Below are 25,845 nucleotides of genomic sequence, written 5' to 3'. Positions count from 1 at the left end.
AACTCATACACACTGCTTTACATGACGATCAACGCCGATCTCCGGATCCTGAGCCGCGCCACCTCCGCCGCCATCGCGCCGCAGGTCGCCCCCACCGGCGCAGGCATCCTGCACCTCGGACTCGGCAGCTTCCACCGCGCACACCAGGCGATGTACACCGCCGCCGCGATCCAGCAGAGCGGCGGCGACTGGGGCATCATCGGCGCCTCCTCCCGCTCGCGCACGATCGTCGACGCGATGCACGCGCAGGACTTCCTCTACTCCGTCGCCACGATCTCCCCCGCCGGCACCTCGCTCGCGATCCCCGGCGTGCACACCGACGCCTTCGTCGCCGCGGAGCAGCCGGAGCGCGTGGTGACACACCTTGCCGACCCGCGCATCCGCATCGTCACGCTGACCGTCACCGAGAACGGCTACAGCTACTCCCCCGCCACCGAGCACCTCGACCTGGACGACCCGATCGTGCGCGCCGACGTGCAGGGCGGGTCCCCGCGCTCCACGATCGGCCAGCTCGCCCGCGGCATCCAAGCCAGGGCCGCGGCGGGCGGCGAAGCGCTCACGATCCTCAGCTGCGACAACCTCGCCTCCAACGGCACGCACACCGAGAAGCTCGTGCGTGAGTTCCTGCACGCACTCCCCGGCGGCGACGCCGCCGACGCGCTCGCCCTGCTCGACCGCTCCGTCGCGTTCCCGTCCAGCATGGTCGACCGCATCGTGCCGTCCACCACCCCGCAGCTGCGCGACGAGGTCGCCGCTCTGCTCGGTGCGCACGACCGCATCCCGGTCCCCGGCGAGCCCTTCACGATGTGGGCCATCGAAGACCGGTTCCCCGGCGGGCGCCCGGACTGGGAGGCCGGCGGCGCCGTGTTCACCTCCGAGGTCGGCCGCTACGAGCAGATGAAGGTGCGGCTGCTCAACGGCACCCACTCCCTCATCGCCTACCTGGGCGCCCTCCGTGGCGTCGGCACCATCCCCGAGGCCATCGGGATCCCCCGGATCGAGGATGCCGCCCGCACCATCATGCGCGGCGAGTACGAGCCCTCCGTCGAGGTGCCCTCCGGCGTCGACGTGCGCGCCTACGAAGCGGAGCTGTTCGACCGTTGGAGCAACAGCGCCCTCGGCCACCGCACCAGCCAGGTCGGGTCCGACGGATCGGTCAAGCTGCGCCAGCGCATCCCCGAGCCTGCGATGCTCGCCCTCGACGCCGGACGGATGCCGCACTTGATCGCCCTCACGGTCGCCGGCTACCTCTCCTGCCTCGCCCCGCTCCCCGGCTTCGACCCTGGCGTGCACGCGGCGTCGATGACGGACCCCGCCCGCGAACGCCTCGCCGCTCTGTCGGCCTCGGCCCGCGACGGAGACGAGCTGGCCCGCCGCGTGATCGGAGAACGGCAACTGTTCGGCGCCGACCTCGCCCACCAGGACGCCTTCATCGCCCGGGTCGGTGCTCTCGTCGACACGATCCACCGCCACGGCGTCGACGCCGCGATCTCGGATGCCGTCTCGGCCGCCGAAGAGAGCATGCTCGAGAAGAACCTCACGACCACGAAGGAGGGACGACGATGAGATCGCTCGTCATCCACGGCAAGGAAGACATCCGCTGGGAGGACCGGGACGCCCCGGAGCCCGGCGACGGCCAGGTGCGGCTGCGCGTCGGCTTCGTCGGCATCTGCGGCTCCGACCTGCACTACTACTTCCACGGGGCGAACGGCGAGTACACGATCCGCGAGCCCCTGGTCCCCGGCCACGAGATCTCCGGTGTCGTCGACCTCGACCCGTCCGGCCGCCTCGCACCCGGCACGCCCGTCACCGTGCATCCCGCGCGTTACGGCGCCTCCGTCCCCGGGCTCGAGGATCGACCGCACCTGCGTCCGGGCGGCGACTACCTCGGCAGCGCCGCGGCGAACCCGCACCGCCAGGGAGGGGCCTCCGAGCTCCTGATCGTCGAGGATCACATGATCCGCGTGCTACCCGCCGGTCTCCCGCTCGAACGCGCGGCCCTCGCCGAACCGCTCGCGGTCGCCCTGCACGCGGTGAGCCTCGCCGGCGACGTCTCCGACCGCCGCGTGCTCGTGATCGGCGCCGGCCCCATCGGTCTCCTCGTCGTCGCGGCCGCCGTGCACGCGGGCGCCGCCGTCGTCGGCGCGAGCGATGTGCGCCCCGAGCCCCTCGACCGCGCCCAGGCCCTCGGCGCGACCGAGTTCGCCCTGGTCGGTCGCGACACGATCGAGGACGAGTCGTACGACGTCGTCTTCGAATGCTCCGGAGTGGGCGCGGCCCTGACCCAGGCCGTCCGGGCGACCCGTCGCACCGGCACCATCGTGCAGGTCGGGATGCTCCCCAATACCGACACCGGTCTGAACCTGGCGCCGATGCTGGCGAAGGAGCTCACGATCCGCGGCGCGTTCCGCTTCTCCACCGAGATCGACGACGCCGTGCGGATGCTCGCCGAGTCGGATGCGCTCGACCCCGTCATCTCGCACGTCATCCCGGCATCCGATGCCGTCCACGCCTTCGAGGTCGCCCGCGATTCCGCGGCCTCGGCGAAGGTCCTCCTGTCCCTCTGACATCCACCCGTACTGCCCCGCGCGCTCCCTGCGCACGACACTTACAAAGGAGTAACCCGATGAGCAGCACCTCCGTACCCGGCGTGGACGCCCCGGCGCCCCCGCCCACCGCCAAGCGGTCGATGGGTGACCTCGTCCGCGCCGCCGTCTCCGGCTGGCTCGGCACCGCCCTGGAGTTCATGGACTTCCAGCTGTACTCGCTGGCCGCGGCCCTCGTCTTCAGCCAGTTGTTCTTCGCCGGCGAAGACCCCGGCATGGCGGTCGTCCTGGCGATGGCGACCTACGGCGTCGGCTACATCGCCCGCCCAGTCGGCGCGTTCGTGTTCGCCCGCATCGGCGACCGCGTCGGCCGCCGCAAGGTCCTCTTCTACACGATCCTCCTCATGGGCGCGGCGACCACGCTGATCGGCTTCCTGCCGACGTACCAGCAGGTGGGCATCATCGCTCCGATCCTCCTGGTCGTTCTCCGCCTCGCCCAGGGCTTCGGCGCCGGCGCCGAGATCTCCGGCGCTGGAGTCATGCTCTCCGAGTACGCACCCAGCAACCGCCGCGGCATCATCGCCTCGCTCGTCGCCCTCGGCACCAACTGCGGCACCCTGTTCGCCTCGGCGATCTGGGCCATCCTGCTCGCCGTCATGCTCGAGGCCGACGTGATCGAGTGGGGCTGGCGCATCCCGTTCATCGGCAGTGCGGTCATCATGCTGTTCGCCCTGTGGGTGCGGTTCAACCTCAAGGAGAGCCCGGTCTTCGAGGAGCGCACCGATGTCGTCGACGGCAAGGCCCTCTCCCGTGACGAGATGGTCAAGCTCGCCACCGAGACCAACGACATCCGCACGCTGGAGTCGCTCGACCGCAAGCCGATCAAGGCCGTCATCGTGTCGTTCTTCCTGCGCTTCGGCCAGGCCGGGAACTCGGGCCTGGTGCAGACCTACCTGATCTCGTTCATCACGATCACCCTCGCGATGTCGAAGGAGGTCGGCCCCGAGGTCGTCATCGTCTCGTCGCTCATCGGGTTCCTCACGATCCCGCTCATGGGCTTCCTCGGCGACAGGTTCGGCCGCCGCCGGATGTACATCATCATGACGTCGCTGTCGCTCCTGCTGATCGTCCCGACGCTGCTCATGATCAACACGGCAGAGCTCCTGTGGGTCTTCGTCGGCTACGCCCTGATCCACAACATCTCGGTGCTCGGTCTCGCGTCGATGGAGAACATCTCGATCCCCGAGATCTTCGGTGCCCGCAACCGCTACACGCTCACGGCCATGGTGCGCGAGATCGCTGCGATCATCGCGACCGGCATCGGCCCGATCATCGTCGCAGCCTGGGTCTCGGCGACCACGGGCAGCATCGTCCCGGTCATGATCCTGATGGGCATCTTCACCGCCTCGGCGCTCGTCGCCGCCATCTGGGCACCGGAGTGGACGGGGCGCGATCTCACCGATCCGCGCGCCGCCATGTGACCCGAACCCGACCAGACCACCCCGGGGTGCGGCCGAGCACCGGCCGCACCCCCGCACCCTGAGGAACCCCCGCCATGACCATCGAGCTCGTCGACGTCAACATCACCAGCCCCGGACGCAACTTCGTCACGCTCAAGATCACGACCTCGGACGGCGTGACCGGACTGGGGGATGCGACCCTGAACGGCCGCGAGCTCGCGGTCGCCGCGTACCTCTCCGAACACCTCGCCTCGATGCTCGTCGGCCGTGACGAGGACCGGATCGAAGACACCTGGCAGTACCTGTACCGCGGTGCGTACTGGCGGCGCGGGCCGGTCACGATGGCCGCGATCGCCGCCGTCGACATGGCGCTGTGGGACATCAAGGCGAAGAAGGCCGGGATGCCGTTGTATCAGCTGCTCGGTGGCGCCAGCCGTGACGGGGTCCGCGTCTACGCGCACGCCTCCGGCACGGACTACGCCGCGCTCAAGAACGCCATCACCGGCTACGAGGAGCTCGGTTACACCGCCGTGCGCGTGCAGACCGGTGTGCCCGGCCTCGGCTAGATCTACGGCGTCTCGTCGTCCGGCCCCGGCGTGCGCTACGACTACGAACCCGCCAAGCGCGCCGCGGACGGCCGCCCGAGCGAGGAGCGCTGGGACACCCGCCAGTACCTCAACCACATGCCCGGCGTGTTCGCGCAGATCCGCGAAGACTTCGGCACGGGTCTGCGCATCCTCCACGACGGCCACCACCGGATGTCGCCGATCGAGGCCGCCCGCTTCGCGAAGGACATCGAGCCCTACGACCTGTTCTGGCTCGAGGACTGCACTCCCGGCGAGGATCAGGCCGCGCTGCGACTCGTGCGCCAGCACTCGACCACGCCTCTCGCGATCGGCGAGATCTTCAACTCGGTGTACGACTACCAGACGCTCATCACCGAGCGGCTGATCGACTACGTGCGCTCGGCCGTCACCCACACGGGCGGTATCACCGCGATGAAGAAGCTGCTCGACTTCGCCGCGATCTACGGCATCCGCTCGGGCATCCACGGCCCGACCGACATCTCGCCGGTGGGCATGGCCGCGGCCCTGCACCTCGACCTCGCGATCCACAACTTCGGCATCCAGGAGTACATGCCGCACAACGCCGAGACGCTCGAGGTGTTCCAGACCTCGTTCACGTTCGACCGCGGCTTCCTGCACCCGGGCGACACCCCGGGTCTCGGGGTCGAGCTCGATGAGCAGGCTGCGGCCGGTCACGACTACACGAAGGCGTACCTGCCCGTGAACCGTCTGCTGGATGGGACCGTGCACGACTGGTGAACACGGATCGATGCCCCGGCCGCGCGCTCGCGCTGCCGGGGCATCGTCGTCTCCTGCCCGAGCGGTCGTGCGTTCAGATCGTGCGCCCGCCCTCGATCCGCACGACACGGTCGACGGTCCCGGGCGGCGGCGCCACGTGCGAGATCAGCAGCACCGACTGCTCCCCCGTCGCCTGCAGCAGGTCGCGCAGCAGGGCGTCGGAAGCATCGGGATCCACGCCCGCCGTCGGCTCGTCGAGCACCAGCACCGGGAAGCCGCGCAGCAGGGCGCGGGCGAGCGAGATACGCTGCGCCTGACCTCCCGATACGAGAGCGCCGCGGTCGCCGACCCGGGCATCGAGACCGCCGCGTGCACGCACCCACTCCCCCAGGCCCACCCGGTCCAGCACGTCCTGCAGCTCGGCATCCGTCGCGGTGTCCCGGGCGAACAGCAGGTTCTGCCGGATGTCCTCGTCGAACAGCTGCGGGCTCTGCTCGCACAGTCCGATCGTCCGGCGCAGTGTGGGTCCGGACAGGCCCGCAGCGTCGTGACCGTCGATCAGATACTCGCCCTCGACCCGCAGGAAGCCGACCAGCGCCGCCGCCAGCGAGCTCTTGCCCGCACCGCTCGGACCCGCGACCAGCACCCGTTCCCCGGGGCGGAGGTCGAGGTCCACACCCCGGAGCGCCGGGGCGCCGCCGGGCCAGTTCGCGCGCACGCCGCGCATCCGCACGGTGGGGGTGCCGACGACCTCGAGGTCTTCGCCCACGTCGGAGCGCAGCTCCTCCGGCATCCGCTCCGGCAGCACGTCGACGATGCGCTCCGCGCTCGATCGCACGCTCCGCCAGGATGCTGCGGCGATCGGCACCGCACCGAAGATCTCGAACACCACCATCGGCACGAGCACGGCGACGGCCAACCACGGACCGTCGATCGATCCGTCGGCGAGTCCGGGAGCCGCAGCGGCGAGCGCCCACACCGAGGCCGCACCCGCGACCGCGGAGACGACACCGGCGGCGATGGCCTGGGCGAGCGAGGCGCGGTCGACCACGCGACGCAGGGCCGCATCCGCCGCGGTGATGCGTGCCCGCGCCTGCTCCTCGGCACCGTAGGCGATCAGCACGTCGAGGCTGCCGAAGTAGTCGACGAGCGCGGCGGACAGGTCTGCCCGTCGCGCGGACACCTGCGCCTCGGCCCGCGAGCCGAAGACCCACCCGAGTCCGACCGCGGCGACCGCGGCGATCAGCAGGCATGCGGCCAGGGTGAGCGCGGCAGGCGGCGAGACGAACGCGATGAACCCGACCGCCCCCAGCGCGACGAGCGCGGCGACACCGAGCGGCTGCACGACCCGCAGCGGCAGATTCTGCAGATTCTCGACGTCGTCGACCAGAGCCGTGAGCACGCGACCGCGGTCGGTCGCCCCGAGTCCGGCCGGAGAGAGCGGGGTGAGCCGGCGCACCAGGTCGGCACGGGTGCGGGAGAGCTGGCGCAGCGCGGCGTCGTGGCCGCTCAGCCGCTCCAGATAGCGGGTGACCGCCCGCGAGACCGCGAAGAAGCGCACGCCGACGACCGCGATCGACAGCGGCACGAGCGAGTCGACGATCGAGGCGCTCACGATGAGCCAGCCGCTGACCGCGAGCAGGCTCACAGCCGCAGCGGCGGAGAGGGCGCCCCAGATCAGCCCGGGCAGGAAACGACCGAACGGCGGCTGCGCGAGGCGGAGCGTGTCCCGGATGCGCGCGCTGCGACGGCTCTGCGGGCTGCCGGTGGACGCGGTCATGCGCGCACCCTCAGTTCGACGACCTGGTCGGCGATGTCCCTCGCGGAGCGGCGGTGCGAGACGAGCACGACCGTCGCGCCGGCATCCGCACGCTCGCGCAGCGACCGCCACAGCCGGCCCTCGGTCTCCGGGTCGAGTGCGCTGGAGGGCTCGTCGAGCGCGAGCACGCGTGCGGGGTCGGCGGCGTGGCGGTAGAGCGCGCGTGCGACCGCCACGCGCTGCGCCTGGCCACCCGAGAGACCGCTCCCCTGCACGCCGAGTTCGAGAGCGGGGTCGATGGTCTCGGCGCAGGCGTCGTCGAGTGCGGTGCGGACACCGCGGGCATCCGGCGCGGGATCGCCGAGGGTCACGTTCGCCGCCACGGTCCCCCGCGTCAGACCCGGTGCCTGTCCGGCCCAGGCCAGCCACGCCGACGGTGCGACGTCACGGACGTCCTGCCCGGCGAAGGCGGCTGTGCCCTCGAAGTCGGCCGCCCCGCGCAGTGCCGCGAGCAGGGAGGACTTCCCCGCACCACTCGGCCCTTCGATCAGTGTGATGGTGCCTGGCACCGCGGTGAACGATACGGGCGGCAGATCGCGCACACGGAGGTCCGCGACCACGAGGTTTCCGACCTCCCCCCGTTCCACTTGCAGGACCGATTCCCGGATGTCGGGTGCATCGACGGCGATCCCTCCGACATCCGTGAAATGGCCCTGCATCCGTGCCCGCTCCCCCGCCGCATCCAGCACGTCGAACACGTCCTCGGTCGCGGCGACACCCTCGGCGGCCGCATGGAACTGCACCCCCACCTGGCGGATGGGCAAGAACGCCTCGGGCGCGAGCAGCAGCACGAACAGGCCCACCTCGAGCGTCAGGTCGCCCGACAGCAGCCGAAACCCGACCGACACGGCGATCAGGGCCACCGCGATCGACGCCAGCAGCTCCATCGCGAACCCGGAGAGGAACGAGAACCGCAGCACCTTCATGGTCTCGCGGCGGTAGTCGTCGGCGGTGACCTCGATGCGGTCGGCCGCGCGGCGGTCTCGACCGAACAGACGCAGCGTCGACAGCCCCTGCACGGTGTCGGCGAAGCGCGCCGCCAGATGCTGCAGCGTCTGCCACTGCCGCGTCTGCACGGTGCGGGTGGCCATGCCGATCAGGATGAGGAACAGCGGGATCAGGGGCAGCGTGATGACCGCGGTCAGGCCGCTCGGCCAGTCCTGCCACCACATCACCGCGACCAGCACGGGCGTCGCGATCACGGTGAGCACGAGCTGCGGGATGTACCGCGCGAAGTAGGCGTCCAGCGCCTCCAGCCCGTGGCCGGCCGTGACGGCGAGGGCGGTCTGGTTCCGTCGCGCGAGCCATCCCGGCCCCAACTTCCCGACCGCGGCGATGAGCGCCGCGCGCAGCTGCATGCCGGTCTTCGCCGCGGCGCGTGTGCCGGCCGCGTCCGACGCGGCGATCAGCAGTCCGCGCAGCAGCGCCGTCAGCAGCAGCCAGAGCAGGGAGGAAGTGACGTCGCGGCCCGCGATCGCACCGGTGATGGCATCTGTCAGCAGCCAGGCGAAGGCGATCGTGACGGCGGTCTGCACGACGCCGATCAACGCGGATGCCGCGAGGAACACCCTCGCGGCACCCGCGTATCGCAGCAGTCTCGGATCGACGGGTTTCACGCGTGCGCCGGAGCCCCCTCGATGGACTTCCGGGTGACGCGCTTGCGGAAGACCCAGTACGTCCAGGTCTGGTAGGCGATCACGAGCGGCAGGGCGATCAGCGCCGTCCAGCTCATGATCTGCAGCGTGTACGGGGTGCTCGAGGCGTTCGCGATCGTGAGGCTGTACGCGGGGTCGATCGTCGACGGCATCACGAACGGGAACAGCGCCGAGAACAGCATGACCACGGCGAACAGCACTGTGAGGATGCCGGCGAAGAACGCCCACCCGTCGAGCTTGCGCAGCGAGAGGACCACGGCGCTCAGCAGGGCGACGGCGGCGAGCGCGCCCGTCCCGACCACGAGCCACAGCAGCGGCGCCTCACGTCCGGCGGCGATCATGATCGTCCACAGCACGGTGGCCGCGGCGGCGATCACGGTCGGGATGGCCGCGCGGGCGGCGAGCTTCTGCGCATCCTGGTGCACCTGTCCGTCGGTCTTGAGCGCCACGAACAGCACGCCGTGCAGGAAGAACAGCAGCAGCGTGGTGACGCCGACCAGCAGCGAGTACGGGTTCAGCAGCGATAAGAAGCCGCCGACGTAGATGTGGTTCTCGTCGATCGCGACGCCCTGCACGATGTTGCCGAAGGCGACCCCCCACAGGAGGGCGGGCACGACCGAGCCGATCACGATCATCCGGTCGAAGCCGGCCTTCCATTTCACGCTCTCGCGCTGATGGCGGTACTCGAACGAGACGCCGCGCAGGATGAGCGCGAGCAGGATGAGCAGCAGCGGCAGGTAGAACCCGCTGAACAGCGTGGCGTACCACTCGGGGAACGACGCGAACAGGCAGGCGCCGGCGACGATGACCCAGGTCTCGTTGAGATCCCAGACCGGGCCGATGGTGTTGATGACCTGGCGACGCGAGACGTCGTTCTTGCCGAGGAACGGCAGCGACATGCCGACGCCGAAGTCGAATCCGTCGAGCACGAAGTAGCCGACGAAGAGGAAGGCGACGACCCAGAACCAGAGTGTTGCGAGATCCATGATGCTCCTCCCTCTCAGTAGACGACGGACGGCAGCTGGGCCGACTCTTCGTGTGGTTGCTCGGTGGTGTCAGGCCCCTTCTGGGCGGCCTTGACGATGAGGCGGATCTCGACGACCGCGAGGGCCGCGTAGATCGCCGTGAACGAGATCAGCGAGATGAGGACCTCGAGCCCGCTGACGCCCGGCGAGACGCCGTCCTGCGTGGTCATCAGGCCGAACACGATCCAGGGCTGTCTGCCCATCTCGGTGAAGACCCAGCCCATGATGTTGGCGCCGAGTGCGAGCGGGAACGACCAGATCGCGAGCTTCCACATCCACTGCGCCGGGGGCTTCTTGGCGCCCTTGCGGGTGAGCCAGAGTCCGACGACGGCGACGAGGGCGGCGGCGATGCCGAGGCCGATCATCCAGCGGAACGTCCAGTACGTGATCCACAGCACCGGGTTGAACTCGGTCAGTCCGGTGGCCGCATAGGTCTGGGCGTATTCGGCGTTCAGGTCGTTGATGCCGTGCACGCAGGCGTCGAGCGTGTGCGTCGACAGCAGCGAGAGCAGATACGGCACGCGGATCGAGAACAGCTCCGAGGTGCCGTCCGGCGTGCCCAGCGTGAAGATGCTGAACGAGGCGTCCGGTCCGCAGACCGTGTTGAAGGTCGCTTCCGCCGCCGCCATCTTCATCGGCTGCGCGGCGTACATCGCCAGACCCAGCTGGTCGCCCGTGAGCACGACGCCCGCGGTCGAGAAGATCATGGCCCACAGGCCGAACTTCAGCGAGATGCGCATGGTGTCGAAGTGCTGGCCGCGGGACAGGTGCCAAGCCGAGACCGAGATCACGACACCCGCCGCGAACATCAGTGCGCCGAAGATCGTGTGCGGGAAGGCGGCGAGCGCGACCGGGTTGGTCAGCAGTGCCCAGAAGTCGGTGAGCTCGGCCCGGTTGGTGGCCTCGTTGAACGTGTAGCCGACCGGGTTCTGCATGAACGCGTTGGCCGCGATGATGAAGTACGCCGACAGGATGCTGCCGATCGAGACGCACCAGATCGTGGCGAGGTGCAGCTTCTGCGGGAGCTTGTCCCAGCCGAAGATCCACAGGCCGATGAAGGTGGCCTCGAAGAAGAAGGCGAGCAGTCCCTCGAACGCGAGCGGGGCGCCGAACACGTCGCCGACGAAGCGGGAGTAGTCGGACCAGTTCATGCCGAACTGGAACTCCTGCACGATGCCGGTGACGACACCCATGGCGAAGTTGATCAGGAAGATCTTGCCGAAGAAGCGGGTCAGGTGCAGGTACTGCACCTTTCCGGTGCGCACCCACGCGGTCTGGAAGATCGCGGAGACGAGAGCCATGCCGATCGTCAGCGGCACGAAGAGGTAGTGGTAGACGGTCGTCAGCCCGAATTGCCATCGGGCGAGAGCGAGCGGATCAAGCCATTCCATGCACGACTCCTGTTCTGTGATGCCGCTGCGTCGTGCTGTGATGCAGCCGCCCCGTTCGATCGGTCAGCTGCGCGGTGGTGTCGCGCAGCTGCACGGTGCAGTCCGACGGCAGCACCGCGTCGCGCACGCACTCGGCTTCGAGTGGTCCGCCGGCCTCGTTCAACACGCCCTGCATGAGCTCGAGGTGCACGCGGCACAGCAGGGGGCGGTCTTCGGGGCGGCCGGCGGCGTGCGGGCACGGGCTGAGGTCGACGGTCAGTCGCTGGTCATCGAAAACGGGCTCGAAGCCGCTCTCCTCGAGGTGTTCCACGAGGGCGTCGAGCTGGTAGGTGGCCTCGCGGCCGAGGTCGGTGGCGGCATCGGGCAGCATGCTGCGCATCAGGTCGCCACGGCGGGCGGCGGCCTTGGCCTTGTCGCGGGCGACCGGGCTGGAGGCGCCGGGCACCCCGGTGGCTGCGCTGTACAGCGTGCGCGGACGACCGCGCGTGGTGCGGTGCTCGATCGAGGGGATGACGTATCCGCCTTCGATGAGACGCTGCAGGTGTTCGCGGACCGTGTTGGGGTGCAGTCCCGTGGCCTCGCAGAGTTCCCCGATCGACAGCTCGCCGCGGGTCTTCTCGGATCCCGCTTCGAAGAGCAAGTGCAGGATCTGCACCCGGGAGTAGCTCGAGATCGGCCCGCAGACGGGCCCGCCGTTGGCCATGACCCCAGTATCCCGCGGGACTGCGAGTTTGCCGAGAGGATGGGCCGTGAATAAACACCTGGCCGATAGGGATGTCCGATCCCGGCGATAGCCTGAGAGCATGGCCACCCGGAAATCCGCTCCCCCTGCCTACGTGTGCACGGAATGCGGGTGGACGACGGCGAAGTGGGTCGGCCGCTGCGGCGAGTGTCAGCAGTGGGGCACGGTGCAGGAGCAGGCCGCGCAGACCGGCATCCTGCGGCGCGTGGGTCCGGTCGCGCCGACCGCCGATCGTGCGGCACGGCCGATCACGCAGATCACGACGCAGGATGCCCCGAGGCGCACGAGCGGCGTCGGCGAGTTCGACCGCGTGCTGGGCGGCGGCATCGTCCCGGGTGCGGCGATCCTGCTGAGCGGCGAGCCCGGCGTCGGCAAGTCGACCCTGCTGCTCGAGGTGGCGGCACAGGCCGCCAGGGGCGGACGCCGCGTGCTGTACGCCAGCGCCGAGGAGTCCCCTGGCCAGGTGCGGCTGCGCGCCGAGCGCACGGGCGCGCTGCACGACGAGCTCTACCTCGCGAGCGAGACCGACCTGGCGACGATCCTCGGCCACATCGACGAGGTCGATCCGCAGCTCGTGATCGTCGACTCCGTGCAGACCGTCTCGTCATCGATGATCGATGGCGCCGCAGGACAGCCGAGCCAGGTGCGCGAGGTCGCGGCCACTCTGATCCGCGTCGCGAAGGACCGGGATCTGCCGATCATCATCGTCGGTCACGTCACGAAAGACGGGCAGGTCGCCGGCCCCCGGATGCTCGAGCACCTGGTCGACGTGGTGTGCCACTTCGAGGGCGACCGCCAGACGTCGCTGCGCTTCATCCGTGCGCTCAAGAACCGCTTCGGCCCCACCGACGAGGTCGGCTGCTTCGAGATGACGGGCGACGGCATCGCCGAGGTGCCCGACCCCTCCGGTCTCTTCCTCTCCCAGGGCGCGACCGAACCCGGGACCTGCGTCGCCATCTCGCTCGAGGGCCGGCGCGCCCTCCCGGTCGAGGTGCAGGCCCTCACCGTGCCCAGCAACGCCCCGAACCCGCGACGCATCGTGAACGGACTCGACTCGTCCCGGGTGGCGATGGTGCTGGCGATCCTGGAACGCCGCGCGGGTGTGCCCACCGGCAGCCTCGACGTGTACGTGTCGACCGTCGGCGGCGTCCGCTTCACCGAACCCGCCGCCGATCTGGCGATCGCGATCGCGGTGGCGGGCTCCATCCAGCAGGTCTCGGTGCCGCGCACGGTCGCGGCCGTGGGTGAGCTGAGCCTCGCCGGAGAGATCCGTCCGGTCACGCAGGCCGCGCAGCGACGGTCGGAGGCAGCACGTCTCGGCTACGAACAGGTGGTCGACGACCGCTCGAAGACGCTCCGCGCCGCCCTCGGCGATGTGCGCGCTCGCAACACGTCCCGTCGCGCCGACCGCGACATCCCGCCGTTCTGACCGCGGCGGCGACCCGATCTCAGGCGTCGAGAGCCTTGAGCAGCTCGGCCGGGTCGGCCTGCATCGGGTGGGGCCCGGCGATGTCGAGGAACACCGTGGTGATCGGGTGCTGCGCGAGGAACTTCCGCAGCCAGTCCGCCGTGTAGATGCCGACGCCGGGCGGGAGGTTGTCCGGCTTGTTCTTCGCGTCGCTGAACAGCAGCAGCGCCAGGTCGCCGCTGTTCGGGTCGCGATAGGTCCACACCTCGCCGCTGTCGAGCGGGTTGTCGCGCGCTCCGGGCTTGATCAGCGGCACGACGGTGATGCCGTGGCGGAGCGCGAGGGCGACAGCGGCGACATCCTGCTTCTCCAGGGCCTGAGCCAGAGCGTCCGACCGGAAGTCCTCGGGTGCGGGCTTCTTCTTCGCGGTCTTCGCCTTCTTCGCTGCCATGCATCCAGCTTATTCACGGCGCGACGTTCAGCGCGCCGAATCGGCCGTGGATACGATTGGGGCCCTCTCGAGTCCCACATTGGGGACTGGGGTACTCGAGAGGGCCCTCGGACTCTCGAGCGGCGATGTCGAAGCGCTGGGGACGCTGTAGTTCGACGCCACTGGGGATGGCTTGTTGCCGCTAATGCGGAGAGTCACCTCTATGGTATCCCAAAGAATCGCGCCTGTCAGCCGTGCGTGCCGATGGTCCGCAAGTCGCGTCATTTCGCAGGGTGGTCCACATCGGGCAACGATTCTCGAAGCCCTCGGCGCTGATCGCTTCGATCTCCACAGGGATCAGTACAGCAGGATCTGCGCGGTGGTGACGCTGGCGAAACCGCCGATCGAGACGGCCACGTGGTACGAGGCGCCGCCGCCCGGAGCACGCTGGCGGTTCTCCTGCGCACATGTCTCGACGCTCGATCGTGTGCGATCCCAGGTGACCGGCTCCTTGCTGACGACCGTGGTGCCGGCGGTCAACGTCGCGATCATGCTGCTCGGATTCTCCTGGCAGTCGGTCGAGCGCCACCACACGTCGGCACCGCTGGAGACCGTGAACACCTGCGTCGTCGAGCCCACGTCGATCGTGCAGTCCTTCGCGCCCTTGTTGGTCAGCGAGATGGAGAGCTGGGGCAGGACGCCGGCCGCGTAGGTGTCGGAATCGGTCACGGCCGTGACCTCGATGTCCTTGGCCTCGCACGCCGCGATGGCCGGAGCCTCGTCGGTCGTGGCATCCGGCGACGGAGATGCGGTGTCGTCGATCGTCGGCGGCGCAGTCGGCGTCGATTCGGTGGTGGCGGAGGGCGTCGGTTTCGGCGCGGACTGCGCGGCGGCCCACGGCTGAGCGATGAGCAGCCAGACACCGACGCCGATGGCCGCGACGAGCAGGACGAGGCCGCCGATCACGACCATCCGCCGACGACGGTAGACGGCGGCGGAGCGGCGACGGGACATGCTTCCAGGCTAGGTGATCAGACGACCGCTCCCTGGGAGATCGAGGGGCAGTCGCGGGATGCGACGTGTGCTCAGAGCACCTTGAGCATGCGGGTGTTGCCCAGCGTGTTCGGCTTGACGTGCGCGAGGTCGAGGAACTCCTCGACACCGGCGTCACCGCTGCGCAGCAGTTGCGAGTACACGTCGGGGTCGACGACCTGTTCGCCGATGGGAGTGAAGCCGCGACGCCCGAAGAACTCGACCTCGAACGTGAGGCAGAACAGGCGCGACAGCCCGAGCATCCGGGCGTTCTCCTCGAGCCGGTCGACGATGGCACGACCGACCCCGTGATGCAGCCAGTCATCGCGCACCAGCAGAGTGCGCACCTCGCCGAGGTCTTCCCAGATCACGTGAAGCGCCCCGCAGCCGATCAGCAGACCATCGGCCTCGGCGACGACGAACTCCTGCACGGCGCCGTACAGCACCGCGAGGTCCTTGCCGAGCAGGATGCGCTGCTCCACGAGCGGCTGCAGCAGATTGCGGATGCCGACGATGTCGGCGCTTCGCGCCGGCCGGACGATGTACTCGCTCACCCATCCAGCCTAGAACCCGTCGCCCGCCGAGCCTGAGCCGCACACAGAGAAGGGGCGGATGCCGCAGCATCCGCCCCTTCTCATGATTCGGTCGAGGTCACTCCCCGCTGGCGATCGCCAGGTCGGGGGTGCCGGCGATCGCGCCGCCGCCGGTGTTGACGCCCACCGACACGGCCTCGCCGCGCGGGCCGTGCTCGAACAGGAACTGCCCGTCCTTCGCGTCGACCTTCACGTGGTCGCCCGAGTTGAGCTCGCCGTGCAGGATCTTCTCCGACAGACGGTCCTCGATCTCGTGCTGCATCGCGCGACGCAGCGGTCGGGCGCCGAGTGCCGGGTCGAAGCCGATCTCGATCAGCCGCTCCTTGGCCGCCTGCGAGAGCTCGATCGTCATGTCGCGGTCCAGCAGACGCTCACCGAGGCGCTTGGTGAACAGATCCACGATCTGCACCAGCTCCTCCTTGGACAGCTGCGGGAACACGATGATGTCGTCGACACGGTTCAGGAACTCGGGCTTGAAGTGCCGCTTGAGCTCTTCGTTCACCTTGCCCTTCATCCGGTCGTAGCTCGTCGAGTCGTTGCCTTCCATCTGGAAGCCGACCGGACCGCCCGCGATGTCACGGGCGCCGAGGTTCGTGGTCATGATGATGACCGTGTTCTTGAAGTCCACGATCCGACCCTGACCGTCGGTCAGGCGACCCTCTTCGAGGATCTGCAGCAGCGAGTTGAAGATGTCCGGGTGGGCCTTCTCGATCTCGTCGAACAGCACCACGCTGAACGGCTTGCGGCGCACCTTCTCGGTGAGCTGGCCGCCCTCTTCGAATCCGACGAATCCGGGAGGGGCACCGAACAGACGCGAGACGGTGTGCTTCTCACCGAACTCGCTCATGTCGAGCGAGATCAGCGCGGCCTCATCGTCGAACAGGAACTCGGCGAGTGCCTTGGCGAGCTCGGTCTTTCCGACACCCGTGGGGCCGGCGAAGATGAACGAGCCCGAGGGACGCTTCGGGTCCTTGAGGCCGGCGCGCTGGCGACGGATCGTCTTGGAGAGGGCGGCGATCGCCTCCTCCTGACCGATGACGCGCTGGTGCAGAGCCTTCTCCATGAAGACGAGTCGGCTGGACTCCTCCTCCGTGAGCTTGAAGACCGGGATGCCGGTGGCCTGTGCGAGTACCTCGGCGATCAGGCCCTCGTCGACGACCGCGGAGGTCGCGACATCGCCCGCACGCCACTGCTTCTCGAGGCGCAGGCGCTCGGCGAGGAGGCTCTTCTCCTCGTCACGGAGGGAGGCGGCCTTCTCGAAGTCCTGCTCCTCGGAGGCGATCTCCTTCTGCTCGCGCACGGCGGCGATCTTCTCGTCGAACTCGCGCAGCTCGGGCGGGCTCGACAGGATCGACAGACGCAGGCGCGCGCCGGCCTCGTCGATCAGGTCGATGGCCTTGTCCGGGAGGAACCGGTCGGAGACGTAGCGGTCGGCGAGGTTCGCCGCGGCCACGATCGCGCCGTCGGTGATCTGCACCTTGTGGTGCGCCTCGTAGCGGTCGCGCAGCCCCTTGAGGATGTTGATCGCGTGCGGCAGCGTCGGCTCGTTCACCTGCACCGGCTGGAAACGGCGCTCGAGCGCGGCATCCTTCTCGAAGTGCTTGCGGTACTCGTCGAGCGTGGTCGCACCGATCGTCTGCAGCTCGCCACGGGCGAGGAGCGGCTTCAGGATGCTGGCGGCGTCGATCGCGCCCTCGGCGGCACCCGCACCCACGAGGGTGTGGATCTCGTCGATGAAGACGATGATGTCGCCGCGCGTGCGGATCTCCTTGGTGACCTTCTTCAGGCGCTCCTCGAAGTCACCGCGGTAGCGGGAGCCGGCGATGAGCGAGCCGAGGTCGAGCGAGTAGAGCTGCTTGTCCTTCAGCGTCTCGGGCACATCGCCCTTGACGATCGCCTGGGCGAGACCCTCGACGACGGCCGTCTTGCCGACGCCGGGCTCGCCGATCAGGACCGGGTTGTTCTTGGAGCGGCGGGAGAGGATCTGCATGACCCGCTCCGCCTCCTTCTCGCGCCCGATCACCGGGTCGAGCTTGTTGTCGCGCGCGGCCTGGGTGAGGTTGCGACCGAACTGGTCGAGCACCGCCGACCCGCCCTGAGCACTGGCCTGCGAGTCGTTGGTCTGCGCGCCGACGGAGGCCGGCTCGCGGCCGGGAGCGCCGGAGAGCAGCTGGATGACCTGCTGGCGGACCTTGTTGAGGTCGGCGCCGAGCTTGACGAGCACCTGGGCGGCCACGCCCTCGCCCTCGCGGATGAGGCCGAGCAGGATGTGCTCGGTGCCGATGTAGTTGTGGCCGAGCTGCAGGGCCTCGCGGAGGCTGAGCTCGAGCACCTTCTTGGCGCGCGGCGTGAAGGGGATGTGGCCGGTCGGCTGCTGCTGACCCTGGCCGATGATGTCCTGCACCTGCTCGCGCACGGCGTCGAGGGAGATGCCGAGGCTTTCGAGGGCCTTGGCAGCGACACCCTCGCCCTCGTGGATGAGGCCGAGCAGGATGTGCTCGGTTCCGATGTAGTTGTGGTTGAGCATCTTCGCCTCTTCTTGGGCGAGGACGACCACTCGACGGGCTCGGTCCGTGAATCTCTCGAACATGCTGTGACTCCTTATTCGCACGGGGCGAAGCGCTGACACCTATGGCGTTCTCTGCGCCTGTACATCGAGAGTAACCACCGCGCACGGCCGGTATGCCCGTGTTCGCCGTGGGCATACCGGGGGTTGCCCGAGTTATCGACAGTCGTTATGTTAACGAAAGTCGATAACACCTACCTGGAGGAGGCAGGGATGCGCAGCACAGAAAGAAGGCCCTCGCTCGCGGATGGGATCGCCCTCGGCGTGATCGCCACCGGAGCGGTCAGCGTGGCGATCGGCACCATCGTCGCGGTCGTGACGTCCGCGATCGGCATCTTCGGTGCGGCGCCCACCGTGTCGATGCCGGTGCACGACGTCGAACTCACCGCCCTCGACGATGTGTCGGGTGTGAGCGCGGCCACCGTCGAGTCCGCGCTCGTCACGGTGCCGGCGATACCCACCGGCGCGCGCTGGATGCTGTTCCTCGAGACCGCCCTCCCCGCCCTGGCCACGGTGGCACTGTGCGCCGGCGTCTGGTGGCTGGGCGTTTCCTTCATCCGCTCACGCCCGTTCCGCGTATCGCTCGGCTGGATGTTCGGTGTCGCCGCGTGCCTGATGATCGCGGGCTCCCTCTTCGGCCAGCTGGCAGGAGGCGTCGGCCGGGCCATGATCGTGCAGGACCTGGCGACCACCGACCCCGGAGCCGAAGACGTGCTGTGGACCCTGCTCGTGCAGTTCGACCTCGCACCCGTCGGCTGGGCGTTCGCCCTCGCCCTCGTCGCCGGCCTCTTCGAGATCGGCCGACGCCTGCAGAAGGATACGGAGGGCCTGGTCTGATGCTCACATTCGGATCGGACGAGATCTGGCCGCCCCTGCTCAACATCGCGATCGGGCTCGCGGTGATCGCCGTCATCGTCGGACTCGTCGTCTGGAACGGACGTCGGCGCGGGAGTCGGACGATCGCGCTCGACGCCGCCCTCACCCTCTCCGGGTGGTGGATCCTGCTCTCCACCGTCGGCGCGATCATCATCGTCATCAAGGCGCTCACCGTCGACTGGGCAGAGCTCAACGGCTCGACCTACGTCTACCTGCCGTGGCCCGACAACCTCCCCTGCTCCGAGTTCGGGGACAGCGTCACGACGATGCTCACCTGCCGCGGCGAGAGCCTGTCGCAGTTCACCGTGACGAACGCCTCGCTGGGGCTCCGGCTGCTCGCGGCCGCAGCGCAGCTGAGCACCCTCGCTCTGACCGTCCTGCCGGCCGTGGTCGTCGCCATCATCTGTTTCTCCACGCTGCGCGGCCGGGTCTTCTCGCACACCGTGACCCGGGCGCTGGTCGGCGGTGCCATCTCGGTTCTCGTCCTCGGCGTCGCTTCCGATCTTCTGAACGGCATCGCCGCCACGACGGGCCTTCGCGAGGTCTTCCCGCCTGACAGCGAGTGGTACCCCGCGGCGTACCAGCTCACCGTGACACCTGTGCCGTTCGCCGCGGCGCTCGCCCTCGCCGCCCTCGCCGCAGTGTTCCGGCAGGGGATGCGTCTCGAACAGGAGAGGGAACGACTGCAGCAGGAGACCGAGCGCCTGCAGAAAGACACGGAGGGACTGGTGTGACTCCGGCCGAGAGCGACGACGAGTTCACCGGCATTCACTGCCGCCTCGACGAACTGCTCGCCGAACGCGGCATGACCCTCACCGAGCTGAGCGCCGCGGTCGGCGTGAGCATCGTGAACCTGTCGGTGCTGAAGAACGACCGCGCCCGGGCCATCCGCTACTCCACGCTGCGCGCGATCTGCGAGGCTCTGAACTGCTCCCCCGGCGACCTCCTGGTGCTCGCCCCTCCCGCCACTTCTTGAGCCCCGACCCACCCCTTTCCGGTCGACCCGGCCCCTTGCGTGCGCGCGCAGGGGGCCGGGTCGCGTGGATGGGGCCGGGTCGGCGCCACAGCCAGCGCCCGCGTCATGGTTCGTCATATCCACCCAGGGAATTCTCAGGCTCTCCTAGCGTTGACCCTCATGGCGTGCACTCGGCGCGCCGCGATTCCTGGAGTCCCCACCCCCATGAGCACCACCGCCCGCGCCCAGAAGGCGCCAGACACCCGCGGACCGGTCCGGAAGCTGCTGACCTCGTTCGGCTTCCAGATCCTCGCCGCCCTCGTCCTCGGCATCGCCGCCGGTCTGATCGGACGCCAGCTCGGCGCCACCGCAGAGAACCCGACGGGGCTGTCCGCCACCCTCGACACGATCGGCAACTCGTACGTCACGCTGCTGCGCGCGGCGGTCGTCCCGCTGATCTTCACCGCCATCGTCGCCAGCATCTCGAACCTGCGCCGCGTGCAGAACGCCGCACGCCTGGCCGGCCAGACCATCCTGTGGTTCGCGATCACCGCGTTCATCGCCGTGGTGATCGGCATCGGGCTCGGCCTCATCATCCAGCCCGGCAACCGCGCCGGCGAGGGCCTCGAGACCGGCGACCCGTACACGGTCGGCACCTGGTGGAACTTCCTGCTGGGCCTCATCCCGCAGAACTTCCTCGGCCTCACCGTCAGCACGAACCCCGGCGCCGTCGAGGGCACGTTCTCGTCGAGCGTCGGCTTCAACATCCTGCAGGTCATCGTCGTCGCGGCCGTCGTCGGCATCGCGGCGCTCAAGGCCGGCAAGAAGGCCGAGCCGTTCCTCGTCTTCACCGAGTCACTGCTCAAGGTCATCCAGCGCGTGCTGTGGTGGATCATCCGCATCGCCCCGATCGGCACGTTCGGCCTCATCGGCTCGGCCGTGATCAAGTACGGCTGGGAGAAGCTCGCCGCCCTCGGCTGGTTCGCCGCCGCGATCTACATCGGCCTCGCGCTCGTACTGTTCGTCGTCTACCCGATCCTCGTCCGCACGCACGGCCTGTCGATCAAGCAGTACTTCTCGGGTGTCTGGCCCGCCGTGCAGCTGGCCTTCGTCAGCCGCTCCTCGATCGGCACGCTGCCCCTCACCGAGCGCGTGACCGAGCGCAACCTCGGGGTGCCCCGCTCCTACGCATCGTTCGCCGTTCCCCTCGGCGCGACCACCAAGATGGACGGCTGCGCGGCGATCTACCCGGCCATCGCCGCGATCTTCGTCGCACAGTTCTTCGGCATCGAGCTGAACTTCGTGCAGTACCTGCTGATCGTGATCGTCTCGGTCGTCGGCTCGGCAGCGACCGCCGGCACCACGGGCGCGGTCGTCATGCTCACGCTCACGCTGTCGACCCTGGGTCTGCCGCTCGAGGGTGTCGGACTGCTGCTCGCGATCGATCCGATCCTCGACATGGGCCGCACCGCGGTGAACGTCGCCGGCCAGGCGCTCATCCCGACGATCGTCGCCAAGCGCGAGGGCATCCTCAACGAGGAGCTCTACAACGCGCCGCGCGAGGGCCTGCCCTTCGCCGACGACTCCGGAGACGACGAGGACGCCCCGGAAGCGGATGCCTCCTCCGACAAGGAGCCGGTCGGCGCGCGCTGACCCGACCCTCCCGAGAGCGCCCCGCCCCCTTCCGGGGACGGGGCGCTCTCGCGTTCCCGCTCCCGCTCCCGCTCCCGCTCCACCCTCCCTCCCGCCGAACCACCCCGTTCTGTGGGAACCGGCCCTTTGCGTACGGATGCAGAGGGCCGGATCGCACAAAAGGGGGTGGCTCGACGAGGACGAGGGGAAGAACGGGCGGGCGGTCAGGCGCGACCGGGCTGGCGCGTGGCGCCGCGGGTATCGAGCGCGAGCTCTTCGGCATCCATCGCGGCGATCAGCTCCCGCATGACCTCCTCATCGAGGTTGCCGGCGTCGCGTTCGGCGAGCAGGATCTCGCGACGCACCTGCAGCCAACCCCGCGAGAGCGACACCAGATCCTCGTACGACGGCCGGCTCGATGCCTCCTCCATCTCCTGCACCTGATCGGTGTCCTTCTCGACCCGGGTCATGCGCTTGGTGAAGGCGTCGAACACGCTCAGATCGACCTCGCCGTACTTCGCCTCCCACTCGACGCGCTTCTCGGCGAGGTAGGCCTTGCCGGCCTCGCGGCTCTTCTCCCTGACCGCGGCGAGCGCGATCCGGTCCTCTTCCTCATCGGCGTCGGTGGCGATGCCGAGGCCGCGGATCAGCATCGGCAGTGTCAGCCCCTGGATCAGGAGCGTGCCGACCGTGACGATGAACGCGACCACGACGATCGCGTGGGAGGCCTCGGTGTCGAGCGTGGCGAGGTCGGCTGCAGCCACCGCGATCGCGAGCGTCACCACCCCGCGCATGCCTGCCCAGGAGATGACGGCACTGTCCTTCCAGGTGAGCTTGAGCCCGGCCATCTGCTCGCGCACTATGCGATCGCGCAGTTCATCCGGCGTGGAGTCGCCCCACCGCCGTGACTTGCGATGCCGCTTCTCGAACTCCCCGGATTCGACGCCGCGATCCCAGCGTTCGAGCCGCTTGCGGTCTTGGAAGTTCGACCAGGCGCTGGTGGGGTAGATGTAGAGGGGACGGATGATGAGCACCACCAGCAGCACGGCACCGGCGAGGAGCAGGATCTGCTCGACCGACTCGCTGCCGAGGTCGCTGAGCACACGCGGGAACTGCAGCCCGATGTACGCGAACACGAAGCTCTCCAGCAGCAGGTCGGCCGAGAGCCACAGCGGCTTCTCCTGCTGACGCGTCGTGTAGTCGGTGCGCGGCGAGTTGTAGCCCACGAAGAGACCCATCGCCACGACGGCCAGGACGCCGGATCCGAGCAGGTGCTCGGCGATCGCGTACGCACCGAACGGGGCGAGGAGTCCGAACGTGCCGATCACGACTGGATCGCTGATGCGCATGCGCAGCTGGTGCAGCACGATGCCGAACACGAGGCCGACTGCCACGCCGACGCCGACCGCCACCAGGAACTGCCAGATGCCGCCCCACACGGAGACCGTCGCACCCGCGAGGATCGCGGCGAACACGCGGTACAGGGTGAGCGAGGTCGCGTCGTTGATGAGGCTCTCGCCCGAGAGCACGTTCATGATGCGTCGAGGCAGTCCGAGCCGTCGGCCGATGGCCGCCGCGGAGACCGCATCGGGAGGCGCGACGATCGCGCCGAGCAGCAGCGCGCCCGGAAGCGTGAGGGACGGGAGGATCCACCACGCCACGAAGCCGACCGCCACGGCTGTGAGGAGCACGAGCCAGATGCCGAGTCGGCGGATCTGCGGGAGGCTGCGCTTGAATCCCACGAACGAGACGTCGAGTGCGGCCGAGTACAGCAGCGGCGGAAGGACCAGGCTCAGCAGCACGTGCCCGTCGATGTCGAGATCCGGCACGAACGGCAGGAAGGATGTCGCGAGCGCGACCACCGTCACCAGCAGCGGGGCCGGCCACCCGCGCCAGCGCGCGAACGCGGCGACGGCGACGGACCCGACGAGGACGTAGAAGATGCCTGCTTCCATGGGGGAAGCGTAGCGGGGGCCTGTCCCCGTTCCCGTGCCGTCGAGACCCCGGGCTCCCGCGGAGGCCCCTGGGAGTCGGCGTGAAGGTGGGGTCTTGCGGGGAGGCGGCGGGGCGGGAATGGGGGTGGGGTGAAGCGCGTTGCAGACAAGGATGTCCGATACAGCCCTCTCCGTCCTCGACCTCGTCCCGGTCCGCGCCGGCCAGACCAGCGCCGAAGCCATCGCCGCCTCACTCGCCCTCGCGGAGACCGCCGACCGCCTCGGCTATCGCCGCTACTGGTTCGCCGAGCACCACAACATGCCGTCCGTGGCATCCACCACTCCCCCGGTGCTGATCGCCGCCGCGGCGATGCGCACCTCCCGTCTGCGTCTCGGCTCCGGCGGAGTGATGCTGCCCAACCACGCGCCCCTCATCGTGGCGGAGCAGTTCGCCGCGCTCGAGGCCATGGCACCCGGACGCATCGACCTGGGACTCGGCCGCGCGCCCGGAAGCGACCCCGTGATCACGCAGCTGCTGCGCGGCTCGGGGACCACGAGCGACGTGGAGCAGTTCCCGCGCCATGTGCAGGACATCGCGGCGCTGCTCTCCGCGGACGGCGCCGCCCTCCGCTTCACCTCGGGCGGCGAGTACACCGTGCGCGCGACTCCCGCGGCGACCGGATCCCCCGAGGTGTGGCTGCTGGGTTCGAGCGACTACTCGGCACAGCTCGCCGCCTCGCACGGACTGCCCTACGTGTTCGCGAACCACTTCTCGGGTCAGGGCCTGGAACGCGCGCTCGACCTGTACCGCACCGGCTACCGGCCGAGCAAGGAGCACCCGGAGCCGCGCACGTTCCTCACGGTCAACGCGGTGGCCGCACCCACACAGGAGGAGGCGGAGGCCCGCGCTCTCCCGCAGCTGCGGATGATGGCGCGTCTGCGCCTGAACCAGCCCCTTGCCGCACTGGAGACCGTCGAGCAGGCGGCCGCAGCCGTGACGGACGCGGCGACGGACGAGGTCGTGCAGGCCGCCCGTTCGCGCTGGTTCGTCGGCACGGGTGAGAGCGTCGCCGCCGAGGTGCAGGCCTTCGCCGAGCGCCACGGTGTCGATGAGGTCATGCTCTCTCCGGTGGCCGGTGCATACGATGCCGAGCCGAACGACGCCCCGACCGGCCGCGCCCAGACCCTCGAGCTCATCGCCACCGCCCGCTGACCGTCCCGCGCGGGTGCCCCCTCTCCCCCTGCCCGTTCCCGCGCCCGTGCGGGATCGAAAACGCACCTCCGGGGGCGCTCAGGGACACGTTTCTCATCCCGCACCGAAGGCACGAGTTGTACACAGTGGCCGAGTTCTCCACAAAGGCTGGACTTCGGCGTCAATAGCCCGGAGGAACGACCGATGCTCGGGCGACCATGGGCGGGTGAAACACCGGATCTCCCTCCCTCCTGAACTCGGTACGCGCTTCTCCGTCCGCGATGCGGAGCACCACGGCGTCGGACGCAAGCGCTACTCGGCGCGCGATCTCGCTCGACCCTACGCGGGTGTCCGAGCCCGGGAGATGCCCCTCACCTTCATCGAGCACGTCGAATGCTACGTTCCCCGACTCAGACCGGGTCAGCTCTTCGCCGGTCGCACGGCCCTGCGACTGTGGGGGCTGCCGTTTCCCGTGCGCTGGACAGCGACCGAACGCCTCGACATCGCGGTGGCCACGGGCACCTCCCCTCCCCGAACGGTCGGCGTACGCGGTCGTCGCATCGCGCCGGGGAGAGCTGACGCCTGGCAGATCGGCGAGGCTCCGGTGATCGACCCGGTGGCGGCACTCTTCCTGTGCGCACAGGAGCTCGCGCGCGTGCCGATGGTCGTCGCGCTCGACGCCCTGACCACCGCGGCCGACAACTATCCCGGACTGGTCGTCGGCCGTCCCGTGGCGACAGTGCCGATGATCGAGGAACGTCTGGCCGCTTGGGGCCGATTCCCCGCATGCGGGCAGGTTCGGGCGGCACTCCCCTGGGTCCGCGATGCGGTCGAGTCGCCGAAGGAGACCGAGACGAGGATGCTGCTCCTTGACGCCGGACTCCCCGAGCCCGACGTCCAGCACGTCGTCCGAGTCGCGGGACGGCTGGTAGCTCGCGTCGACCTCGCCTACCCGCAGTGGCGCATCGCGATCGAGTACGAAGGCGACGGTCATCGCACCGACCGTGAGCAGTGGCGCACGGACATCCGTCGCCAGCGCGACCTCGAGGACTGCGGGTGGATCGTGATCCGGATCACCGAGCTCGACCTGTGCGACGGCGGCGAGGCGCTCGTCGCACGCATCCGCCGGGCCATCGCCTCTCGCTGATCGCAGTGCCGGGATGCCGAGTTGCTGAGTTGCTGAGTTGCTGAGTTGCTGAGTTGCTGAGATCAAGAACACCCCTCGGCGAGGGCACCAAGGTGCAGCTCTGCTCCGGCAACCATGAGGAGGGGCGCGTCAAAGAAC

Annotated in this window: 20 protein-coding genes and 1 pseudogene; 11 read left to right on the top strand and 10 right to left on the bottom strand. The window is 69.3% G+C overall.

What is annotated here, in order from left to right:
- The first annotated feature begins 21 nt into the window (after window positions 1–21).
- The 4 genes and pseudogenes from WFM69_RS04090 to manD all read left to right on the top strand — a co-directional run bounded on the left by WFM69_RS04090 (window position 22) and on the right by manD (window position 5,331).
- On the top strand, window positions 22–1,566 hold the full coding sequence (locus tag WFM69_RS04090; RefSeq protein ID WP_337001900.1) for a mannitol dehydrogenase family protein: 1,545 nt from the start codon (window positions 22–24) through the stop codon (window positions 1,564–1,566).
- Window positions 1,563–2,567, top strand: a complete 1,005-nt coding sequence (locus WFM69_RS04085; protein ID WP_337001898.1) for an L-idonate 5-dehydrogenase — start codon at window positions 1,563–1,565, stop codon at window positions 2,565–2,567. The genes WFM69_RS04090 and WFM69_RS04085 overlap by 4 nt, the downstream gene beginning before the upstream one ends.
- 59 nt (window positions 2,568–2,626) lie before the next feature.
- Entirely contained in the window at window positions 2,627–4,027 is a 1,401-nt protein-coding gene (locus WFM69_RS04080; RefSeq protein WP_337001896.1) for an MFS transporter, read from the top strand.
- A 74-nt stretch (window positions 4,028–4,101) separates the two neighbouring features.
- Window positions 4,102–5,331: pseudogene (manD, locus tag WFM69_RS04075) on the top strand (D-mannonate dehydratase ManD).
- A 73-nt stretch (window positions 5,332–5,404) separates the two neighbouring features.
- Here manD and cydC read toward each other — a convergent pair.
- The 5 genes from cydC to WFM69_RS04050 are packed head-to-tail and all read right to left on the bottom strand — an operon-like array spanning window position 5,405 to window position 11,903.
- Complete coding sequence (gene cydC / locus WFM69_RS04070; protein ID WP_337001894.1) at window positions 5,405–7,090, bottom strand: thiol reductant ABC exporter subunit CydC; 1,686 nt, start codon at window positions 7,088–7,090, stop codon at window positions 5,405–5,407.
- Window positions 7,087–8,745, bottom strand: coding sequence for a thiol reductant ABC exporter subunit CydD (cydD, locus tag WFM69_RS04065; protein ID WP_337001892.1), 1,659 nt, complete (start codon window positions 8,743–8,745; stop codon window positions 7,087–7,089). Before cydD ends, cydC begins: the two co-directional genes overlap by 4 nt.
- Complete coding sequence (gene cydB / locus WFM69_RS04060; protein WP_337001890.1) at window positions 8,742–9,770, bottom strand: cytochrome d ubiquinol oxidase subunit II; 1,029 nt, start codon at window positions 9,768–9,770, stop codon at window positions 8,742–8,744. The genes cydD and cydB overlap by 4 nt, the downstream gene beginning before the upstream one ends.
- Window positions 9,771–9,784: 14 nt before the next feature.
- Window positions 9,785–11,200: a cytochrome ubiquinol oxidase subunit I gene (locus tag WFM69_RS04055; RefSeq protein ID WP_337001888.1), complete on the bottom strand. Its 1,416-nt coding sequence runs from the start codon at window positions 11,198–11,200 to the stop codon at window positions 9,785–9,787.
- Window positions 11,187–11,903: a helix-turn-helix transcriptional regulator gene (locus WFM69_RS04050; protein ID WP_337001886.1), complete on the bottom strand. Its 717-nt coding sequence runs from the start codon at window positions 11,901–11,903 to the stop codon at window positions 11,187–11,189. The genes WFM69_RS04055 and WFM69_RS04050 overlap by 14 nt, the downstream gene beginning before the upstream one ends.
- Window positions 11,904–12,003: 100 nt before the next feature.
- Here WFM69_RS04050 and radA point away from each other — a divergent pair, with 100 nt between their 5' ends.
- Window positions 12,004–13,371, top strand: coding sequence for a DNA repair protein RadA (radA, locus tag WFM69_RS04045; RefSeq protein ID WP_337001884.1), 1,368 nt, complete (start codon window positions 12,004–12,006; stop codon window positions 13,369–13,371).
- A 19-nt stretch (window positions 13,372–13,390) separates the two neighbouring features.
- On the opposite strand, the gene WFM69_RS04040 is transcribed toward radA, so the two are convergent.
- The 4 genes from WFM69_RS04040 to WFM69_RS04025 all read right to left on the bottom strand — a co-directional run bounded on the left by WFM69_RS04040 (window position 13,391) and on the right by WFM69_RS04025 (window position 17,995).
- Window positions 13,391–13,801: a dehydrogenase gene (locus WFM69_RS04040; protein WP_337001882.1), complete on the bottom strand. Its 411-nt coding sequence runs from the start codon at window positions 13,799–13,801 to the stop codon at window positions 13,391–13,393.
- Between the two features lie 336 nt (window positions 13,802–14,137).
- On the bottom strand, window positions 14,138–14,794 hold the full coding sequence (locus WFM69_RS04035; RefSeq protein ID WP_337001880.1) for a hypothetical protein: 657 nt from the start codon (window positions 14,792–14,794) through the stop codon (window positions 14,138–14,140).
- Window positions 14,795–14,865: 71 nt separating this feature from the next.
- A complete protein-coding gene (locus WFM69_RS04030; protein ID WP_337001878.1) occupies window positions 14,866–15,366 on the bottom strand; it encodes an amino-acid N-acetyltransferase in 501 nt (166 codons plus the stop codon).
- Window positions 15,367–15,463: 97 nt separating this feature from the next.
- Window positions 15,464–17,995 carry an ATP-dependent Clp protease ATP-binding subunit gene (locus tag WFM69_RS04025; protein ID WP_337001876.1) on the bottom strand — a complete coding sequence of 844 codons (2,532 nt, stop codon included), beginning with the start codon at window positions 17,993–17,995 and terminating at the stop codon, window positions 15,464–15,466.
- A 189-nt stretch (window positions 17,996–18,184) separates the two neighbouring features.
- Here WFM69_RS04025 and WFM69_RS04020 point away from each other — a divergent pair, with 189 nt between their 5' ends.
- From WFM69_RS04020 to WFM69_RS04005, 4 genes are all read left to right on the top strand, one after another.
- On the top strand, window positions 18,185–18,808 hold the full coding sequence (locus WFM69_RS04020) for a hypothetical protein (protein WP_337001874.1): 624 nt from the start codon (window positions 18,185–18,187) through the stop codon (window positions 18,806–18,808).
- Complete coding sequence (locus WFM69_RS04015) at window positions 18,808–19,581, top strand: hypothetical protein (protein WP_337001872.1); 774 nt, start codon at window positions 18,808–18,810, stop codon at window positions 19,579–19,581. The genes WFM69_RS04020 and WFM69_RS04015 overlap by 1 nt, the downstream gene beginning before the upstream one ends.
- On the top strand, window positions 19,578–19,823 hold the full coding sequence (locus WFM69_RS04010; RefSeq protein ID WP_337001870.1) for a helix-turn-helix domain-containing protein: 246 nt from the start codon (window positions 19,578–19,580) through the stop codon (window positions 19,821–19,823). Before WFM69_RS04015 ends, WFM69_RS04010 begins: the two co-directional genes overlap by 4 nt.
- 204 nt (window positions 19,824–20,027) lie before the next feature.
- Complete coding sequence (locus WFM69_RS04005; protein WP_337001868.1) at window positions 20,028–21,455, top strand: dicarboxylate/amino acid:cation symporter; 1,428 nt, start codon at window positions 20,028–20,030, stop codon at window positions 21,453–21,455.
- Window positions 21,456–21,658: 203 nt separating this feature from the next.
- On the opposite strand, the gene WFM69_RS04000 is transcribed toward WFM69_RS04005, so the two are convergent.
- Window positions 21,659–23,389: a cation:proton antiporter gene (locus tag WFM69_RS04000; RefSeq protein ID WP_337001866.1), complete on the bottom strand. Its 1,731-nt coding sequence runs from the start codon at window positions 23,387–23,389 to the stop codon at window positions 21,659–21,661.
- A gap of 151 nt (window positions 23,390–23,540) precedes the next feature.
- Here WFM69_RS04000 and WFM69_RS03995 point away from each other — a divergent pair, with 151 nt between their 5' ends.
- Window positions 23,541–24,581 carry an LLM class flavin-dependent oxidoreductase gene (locus WFM69_RS03995; RefSeq protein ID WP_337001864.1) on the top strand — a complete coding sequence of 347 codons (1,041 nt, stop codon included), beginning with the start codon at window positions 23,541–23,543 and terminating at the stop codon, window positions 24,579–24,581.
- Window positions 24,582–24,786: 205 nt separating this feature from the next.
- The gene (locus WFM69_RS03990) at window positions 24,787–25,707 is read left to right on the top strand and encodes an endonuclease domain-containing protein (protein ID WP_337001862.1); all 921 of its coding nucleotides are present in this window, start codon (window positions 24,787–24,789) and stop codon (window positions 25,705–25,707) included.
- Window positions 25,708–25,845 lie beyond the last annotated feature (138 nt).

This window comes from Microbacterium sp. LB12 (assembly GCF_037150835.1).
Classification (GTDB): Bacteria; Actinomycetota; Actinomycetes; order Actinomycetales; family Microbacteriaceae; genus Microbacterium.
This window is presented reverse-complemented; position numbering and strand designations above follow the sequence as displayed.